Consider the following 7,044-nt stretch of genomic DNA (forward strand, 5'->3'; position numbering starts at 1 on the left):
CACCACGGAGCGGACCACCCTCACCCTCTGACGGCCCGGCGCCGCGGCACCGCGCCACCCCGCGGCCGTGCATCCACGTCGAGAGCCGCCACCCCCGGTCGGAAGTGGCGGCTCTCGTGTGCCGGTCGGCGGGCCGGCGCCCGGAGGATCAGCCCAGGAGCTGACGCGCCATGACCATGCGGTTGATCTGGTTGGTGCCCTCGTAGATCTGGGTGATCTTGGCGTCGCGCATCATGCGCTCGACCGGGAAGTCGCGGGTGTAGCCCGCGCCGCCGAAGAGCTGCACGGCGTTGGTCGTGACCTCCATCGCGACGTCCGAGGCGAACGTCTTGGACGCAGCGGCCATGAAGCCCAGCTTCTGCCCACCCGGCGCGCTGCCGCGCTCGGCGTTGGCGGCGGCGGTGTACACCATGAGGCGGGAGGCCTGCACCTTCATCGCCATGTCGGCGAGCATGAACTGGGTGTTCTGGAAGTCCGAGATCGCCTTGCCGAACTGCTTGCGCTCCTTGGTGTAGGCGATCGCCGCGTCGAGCGCACCCTGGGCCAGGCCCACGGCCTGGGCGCCGATGGTCGGGCGGGTGTGGTCCAGCGTCTGCAGCGCGGTCTTGAAGCCGGTGCCCGGCTCACCGATGATCCGGTCGCCCGGGATGCGGACGTTCTCGAAGTAGAGCTCCGCGGTGGGCGAACCCTTGATTCCGAGCTTCTTCTCCGTCTTGGAGACGCCGAAACCCTCGTCGTCGGCGTGCACCATGAACGCGGAGATGCCGCCGGCGCCCTTCTCGGGGTCCGTGACGGCCATGACGGTGTACCAGGTGGACTTTCCGCCGTTGGTGATCCACGCCTTGCCGCCGTTGAGGATCCAGTCGTCGCCGTCCTGACGGGCCCGCGTGCGCATGGCCGCGGCGTCGGACCCTGCCTCGCGCTCCGACAGGGCGTACGAGGCCATCGCGCCCTCGGCGATCCCGGGCAGGACCATCTGCTTGAGGTCCTCACCACCGGCCAGGATCAGGCCCATCGTGCCGAGCTTGTTCACGGCCGGGATCAGGGAGGACGAACCGCAGACGCGCGCGACCTCCTCGATCACGATGCACGCCGCGACCGAGTCCGCGCCCTGCCCGCCGTACTCCTCCGGCACGTGGACCGCGTTGAAACCCGAGGCGTTGAGCGCATCGAGTGCCTCCTGCGGGAACCGCTCGTTCTCGTCGACGTCCGCGGCGTGCGGCTCGATCTCCTTCTCGGAGAGGGCACGGATCGCCGCGCGGAGCTCCTCGTGCTCCTCCGCGGGCTGGTACAGGTCGAAGTCGGGGTTACCGGACATGTGCGGTCCTCCAAGAGGGAATCGTCGGTGCAGATCGCGCGGCGGACACCGTCCGGGGCACCTCCCGGCGATGTCGACGACGCACCTTATCCGTCGATATCGCCGCGGGGTCTGACGTGCCGCGCCCGGCCACCCAATTTACCAGTCGGGCACCGCCCGCCCCGCCCGGGCGGCGGGCCTCCCGGGCGGGGCGGGCATGGCAGCGGAGGACGGGGCCGCGGAGGACGGGGTGGATCAGCCCAGCAGGCTCTGGCGCAGGGCGGCGTCCTTACGCTCCACCATCGCCTCCAGCTTGGCCTGGAAACCCTCCATCCGGGACCGGAGCGCGGGGTCGGAGGCGGCGAGGATCCGGACCGCCAGGAGCCCGGCGTTGCGGGCCCCGCCGATCGACACGGTGGCCACGGGCACCCCTGCCGGCATCTGCACGATCGAGAGCAGCGAGTCCATGCCGTCGAGGTGCTTGAGGGGCACCGGTACGCCGATGACCGGCAGCGGGGTGGCGGAGGCGACCATCCCGGGCAGGTGCGCGGCCCCGCCGGCACCAGCGATCACCACACGGATCCCCCGGCCGGCGGCCGAGCGGGCGTAGTCCAGCATCTTCTGCGGGGTCCGGTGCGCCGAGACCACGCCCACCTCGAAGGGGATCCCGAACTCGGCGAGCGCCTCGGCGGCGCCCTCCATCGTCGGCCAGTCGGAGTCGCTGCCCATGATCAGACCGACCTGCGGCCCGCCCTGTGGTGCGGTCATGGTGGTGCCTTTCGTCGAAGGGGGTGACGTCAGCGGTCGAAGTCCCCGACCGGCGCCCCCGTGTGGGGGTCCCAGCCGTCGGCCCATTCCCCGTGGGAGAGCCAGTGGGCGGCGTGCTCGGCCACCGCGCGGACCGTGGCCACCTGGTCGGCGTCATCCGGGTCGACCCCGGGGTCGGCGAGGACGTTGACGTGACCGATCTTGCGTCCCGGCCGCTCGGACTTCCCGTAGAGGTGGACCTTGGCGTGCGGGAACCGGGCCCCGAGGTGGTGCACCCGCTCGTCCATGCTCATCTCCGGGGCCCGGGCCGCGCCGAGCACGTTGGCCATCACGGTCACGGGGGCCGTCGGGACGGTGGAACCCAGCGGATAGTCGAGAACGGCCCGCAGATGCTGCTCGAACTGGCTGGTGGTGGCTCCGTCCATGGTCCAGTGTCCGGAGTTGTGCGGTCGCATCGCCAGTTCGTTCACCAGCACACCCGGGCGGCCGTCGGAGCCGGTGACCTCGAAGAGTTCGACCGCCATCACCCCGGTGACGTCGAGGTGTTCGGCCAGGCGCAGGGCGGTGGCCTGGACCGCGGAGCGGAGATCGTCGGGCAGCCCGGTGGCCGGTGCCACCACCACCGCGCAGATCCCGTCGCGCTGGACCGTCTCCACGACGGGCCACACCGCTCCCTGTCCGAAGGGCGAGCGGGCGACCAGGGCGGACAGTTCCCGGGTCCACGGCACGCGTGCCTCGGCCATCATCGGCACACCGGCGTCGAGTTGCTCGGTCGCGATGCGCTCGGCCTCCTCCAGCGAGCCCGGCATCCACACGCCGCGGCCGTCGTAGCCGCCGCGCGCGGCCTTGAGGACGATGTGCCCCTCCTGCTCGCCGTGGAAGCGCCGGACGTCCTCGACGGAGTCGACCGCCGTGAACGGCGGGATCGGCGCCCCGATCTCCTCGAGCGCGCGGCGCATGACCAGCTTGTCCTGGGCGTGGATGAGCGCCGAGGCCCGGGGCCGCACCGCGACGCCGGCGGACTCGAGCTCGACGAGGATCTCCGGTGGCACGTGCTCGTGGTCGAAGGTCATCACGTCGGCGCCGGCCGCGACACCCCGGACCGCGTCCGGGTCGTCGTGGGCGCCGATCACGACGTCGGGGGTGACCTGCGCGGCCGGGTCCTGCGGGTCGGCGGCGAGAACGCGCAGGGTCTGGCCGAGCGCCACCGCCGACTGGTGCGTCATGCGGGCGAGCTGCCCGCCTCCGATCATCGCCACGACGGGCGAACCGAGAGGATTGCGGCGGATGCGCGAGTCGTCGTTCACGTGGTCCATGTTCTCACGGGTGGTGGGGAGGTCACCGACGCCCCGGCAGCCCCCAGCGGAAGCGGGGTGGCGGGGCGAGGGGGCCGGGCGGGGGCACCGCGGGCAGACGGAGCAGTTCGTCGTAGACCGTGGCGTGGACCCGCGCCACGGCGGGGACATGGTCGATCTCGACCGGGGGCAGGTGTCCGCACTCGAGGATGAGACACCCGGTGCCCAGGGCCCGGTCGGTGAGGGTGTGCCGGAACCGCACGGCACTGATCCGGCGCAACGGCACGTCCACACACCGTCGCGTCGAGCCGGCCGGCCGGTAGAGCACGCGCTCGTCGGTCACCACGAGGTCGGTGCGCGCCCACCGCAGCGCGGGCCACAGGCCGAAGCGCAGGACAACGAGGAGGTAGATCCCCGCCACCATCGCCCAGGTCGCGGCCCGGTCCCCCGAGTGCACGACCTGCGTCTCGATGAACCCCCCGGCGATCCCGGCGAGACCGGCGCCGATCACCGTCACCAGTGCGGGGCGCACGAGCGCGCGCCAGTGCGGGTGGCTGTGGACGATCAGCGTCTCCCCCGGAGAGACGACCGAACGGACGAACCCCACGGGTCAGCCGCCCCACCGGCCGGCGGCCGGACGCACGTGGGTCACGTCCCCGGCGGCCACGGACAGCTCCCCGTCCGGGGTGACGACGACGAGGCGGCCCTCCCTGTCCACGCGTGCGGCTCGCCCTGTCCGTACGACGTCGCCCGGCAGTTCGACGCGGACCTCGGCCCCGACGGTCGAGCAGGCCGCCGAGTACTCGGCCATGAGCTCGTCCGAGATGGTCGATCCGCTCCCGCGTTCGCATCGACGCCACTGCTCGTGCCGGTGCGCCAGGGCCTCGAGGACCGCCCGTGCGACGACGTCACGGTCGGTCGTCCCACCGGAGAGGGCGAGGGAGGTCGCGTGCGGGACGGGCAGTTGCTCCCGCGTCAGTGTCACGTTGATCCCCACACCCACCACCAGCGCGGGAAGGCGCAACTCGAAGTCCCCCTCCGCGGGGACCGTCGTCATCTCCGAGAGGATCCCCGCGATCTTGCCCCCGTCGACGAGCACGTCGTTGGGCCACTTGAGCGTGGCGTCCACCCCGCCCGCCGCCACGAGCCCGTCCCGGATCGCGAGACCAGTGACCAGGGGCAGCCACCCGAACAGGGTGGGTGAGACCGCGCCGGGCCGCAGCAGGACGCTCACCACCACCTGGGTCCGCGGAGGCGCCGTCCACGTGCGTCCGAGCCGCCCGCGTCCCGAGGCCTGGTACTCGGCCAGGAGCACACCGCGGTCCGCGGCACCCAGTCCCGCTCGCCTCATCGCCTCGGCGTTGGTCGACCCGACCTCCTCGAGCACCTCGAGCGAGGTGTACGGCGCACCCGGCCCCTCGACCAGCTCCCGGCGGAGGGCATCGGCGTCGAGCGGGCGCGGCGATTCGGGTCCGGGGTCTGCGTGCACGACGTCCAGAGTAGGTCCGAACCCCGCCCGACGGCGGGGTCGGTGTCGGGGGAGTAGGCCGGGTCACGTCGCCACGGAGCCACCCGAGTCGTTAGAGTCTTACAACATGACGACTGCCTCAGAACCGGACGTGAGTGACGACGTCCAGACCGACGCTGCGACGCCCGACATCCACACGACCGCCGGGAAGCTGTCCGAGCTGCGTCGGCGGCTCGACGAAGCCCGTGCACCGATGGGACAGGCCGCGGTCGACAGGACGCACGACAAGGGCCTGATGACGGCCCGCGAGCGGATCGAGAACCTGCTCGATCCGGGCTCGTTCGTCGAGATCGACGCGCTCGCCCGCCACCGTGCCACGACCTTCGGCCTGGCCGAGCGTCGGCCGCTGGGCGACGGTGTGATCACCGGGTACGGCACCGTCGACGGCCGGAGCGTCTGCGTGTTCTCGCAGGACGCCACCGTCTTCGGCGGCTCCCTCGGTGAGGTCTACGGCGAGAAGATCGTCAAGGTCATGGACCTGGCCCTCAAGACCGGCCGGCCGATGATCGGCATCAACCACGGAGCCGGTGCCCGCATCCAGGAGGGTGTGGTCTCACTCGGTCTGTACGGGGAGATCTTCCACCGCAACGTCCAGGCATCCGGGGTGATCCCGCAGGTGTCCCTGGTCATGGGCCCCTCCGCCGGTGGCCACGTCTACTCCCCCGCCCTCACCGACTTCACCGTGATGGTCGACAAGACCTCGCAGATGTTCGTCACCGGCCCGGACGTCATCAAGACGGTCACCGGCGAGGAGGTCACCCAGGAGGAGCTCGGCGGTGCCACCACGCACATGACCAAGTCGGGCGTCTCCCACTACACCGCGAACGACGAGCAGGACGCCCTCGACTACGTCAAGGACCTGCTGTCCTACCTGCCCAGCAACAACCGGGCCGAGGCCCCCCGGTTCCCGGTCCCGCCGACCGAGGGCGCGATCGAGGACAACCTCACCCTCGAGGACCACGAGCTGGACACGATCATCCCGGACTCCTCCAACAGCCCGTACGACATGCACGAGGTCATCTCGCACATCGTCGACGACGGCGAGTTCCTCGAGACCCAGGCGCAGTACGCCATGAACGTGATCGTCGGGTTCGGCCGGGTCGAGGGCCGCAGCGTCGGCGTGGTGGCCAACCAGCCCACCCAGTTCGCCGGGTGCCTGGACATCAAGGCCTCCGAGAAGGCCGCACGCTTCGTCCGCACCTGCGACGCCTTCAACATCCCCATCCTCACCCTGGTCGACGTCCCCGGCTTCCTGCCGGGGACCGGCCAGGAGTTCGACGGGATCATCCGCCGCGGCGCGAAGCTGCTGTACGCCTACGGTGAGGCCACGGTCGGCAAGGTCACCGTGATCACCCGCAAGGCCTACGGCGGCGCGTACGACGTCATGGGTTCCAAGCACATGGGCGCCGACATCAACCTGGCGTGGCCGACGGCCGAGATCGCCGTCATGGGCGCGTCCGGGGCCGTCGGGTTCGTCTACCGCGACCAGCTCAAGCAGGCCGCCGCGAACGGGGACGACGTCGACGCGCTCCGACTGAAGCTCCAGGCCGAGTACGAGGACACCCTCGTCAACCCGTACGTCGCCGCCGAGCGGGGTTACGTCGACGCCGTCATCCCGCCGTCGCACACGCGGCTGCAGGTGGCCCAGGCGCTCCGACTGCTCGACCGCAAGGTCGTCGAGGTGCCCGCCAAGAAGCACGGGAACATCCCGCTGTGACCGCCGCCGAGCAGCAGCAGGACGCGGAGAAGTCGGCCACGGACGACAAGGCCGCGGCGCCGTTCTTCCAGGTCGTGCGCGGCAACCCCACCGCGGTCGAGGTGGGCATCCTGTCCGCCGTACTGGCGACCGCGCAGGGTAACGCCGTCCACGAGGGCGAGTTCCCCACGGGCATCAAGGACGACTGGGGGTCCTACGAGGACCGACTGCGGCCGCCGTTCGGGTACAACCCCACGTCGTTCCTCAACCGCCGCCAGTACTGACCCGGCCCACACACGGCAGCACCACACAGCCGCCCCCGACCACACAGCCGCCCCCGTCCCTGCCCGCCTGCGCGCACCAAAGCGCAGGCGGGCGTCCAGGGCCGGGGGCGGCTACGGTCTGTCCGTACAGGCGCGCGGGCGGATGCGGACCGGCTGCGCGGCAACCACACCGGGCG

The 7,044-nt window shown here is 71.5% G+C and carries 7 protein-coding genes; 2 read left to right on the plus strand and 5 right to left on the minus strand.

What is annotated here, in order from left to right; translation table 11 throughout:
* Positions 1-148 precede the first annotated feature (148 nt).
* From G6028_RS01500 to G6028_RS01520, 5 genes are all read right to left on the minus strand, one after another.
* On the minus strand, positions 149-1,318 hold the full coding sequence (locus G6028_RS01500) for an acyl-CoA dehydrogenase family protein (RefSeq protein WP_182657832.1): 1,170 nt from the start codon (positions 1,316-1,318) through the stop codon (positions 149-151).
* A gap of 234 nt (positions 1,319-1,552) precedes the next feature.
* Complete coding sequence (purE, locus tag G6028_RS01505; RefSeq protein ID WP_182657833.1) at positions 1,553-2,065, minus strand: 5-(carboxyamino)imidazole ribonucleotide mutase; 513 nt, start codon at positions 2,063-2,065, stop codon at positions 1,553-1,555.
* A gap of 29 nt (positions 2,066-2,094) precedes the next feature.
* Entirely contained in the window at positions 2,095-3,381 is a 1,287-nt protein-coding gene (locus G6028_RS01510) for a 5-(carboxyamino)imidazole ribonucleotide synthase (protein ID WP_182653442.1), read from the minus strand.
* A gap of 22 nt (positions 3,382-3,403) precedes the next feature.
* Complete coding sequence (locus G6028_RS01515; RefSeq protein WP_182609608.1) at positions 3,404-3,967, minus strand: PH domain-containing protein; 564 nt, start codon at positions 3,965-3,967, stop codon at positions 3,404-3,406.
* A gap of 3 nt (positions 3,968-3,970) precedes the next feature.
* On the minus strand, positions 3,971-4,849 hold the full coding sequence (locus G6028_RS01520; protein ID WP_182657834.1) for a biotin--[acetyl-CoA-carboxylase] ligase: 879 nt from the start codon (positions 4,847-4,849) through the stop codon (positions 3,971-3,973).
* A 106-nt stretch (positions 4,850-4,955) separates the two neighbouring features.
* On the opposite strand from G6028_RS01520, the gene G6028_RS01525 reads away from it, so the two are divergent.
* Together G6028_RS01525 and G6028_RS01530 are read left to right on the plus strand one after the other, a co-directional pair.
* A complete protein-coding gene (locus tag G6028_RS01525; protein ID WP_182657835.1) occupies positions 4,956-6,605 on the plus strand; it encodes an acyl-CoA carboxylase subunit beta in 1,650 nt (549 codons plus the stop codon).
* On the plus strand, positions 6,602-6,868 hold the full coding sequence (locus G6028_RS01530) for an acyl-CoA carboxylase subunit epsilon (protein ID WP_017836652.1): 267 nt from the start codon (positions 6,602-6,604) through the stop codon (positions 6,866-6,868). The genes G6028_RS01525 and G6028_RS01530 overlap by 4 nt, the downstream gene beginning before the upstream one ends.
* The last annotated feature ends 176 nt before the right edge of the window (positions 6,869-7,044 follow it).

This window comes from Dietzia cercidiphylli, from assembly GCF_014145145.1.
Classification (GTDB): Bacteria; Actinomycetota; Actinomycetes; order Mycobacteriales; family Mycobacteriaceae; genus Dietzia; species Dietzia natronolimnaea.

Bases quoted from the DNA above. Each gene is read 5' to 3' on its own strand.
- G6028_RS01500 (WP_182657832.1), bottom strand. From the start codon at position 1,318: ATGTCCGGTAACCCCGACTTCGACCTGTACCAGCCCGCGGAGGAGCAC.
- purE (WP_182657833.1), bottom strand. From the start codon at position 2,065: ATGACCGCACCACAGGGCGGGCCGCAGGTCGGTCTGATCATGGGCAGC.
- G6028_RS01510 (WP_182653442.1), bottom strand. From the start codon at position 3,381: ATGGACCACGTGAACGACGACTCGCGCATCCGCCGCAATCCTCTCGGT.
- G6028_RS01525 (WP_182657835.1), top strand. From the start codon at position 4,956: ATGACGACTGCCTCAGAACCGGACGTGAGTGACGACGTCCAGACCGAC.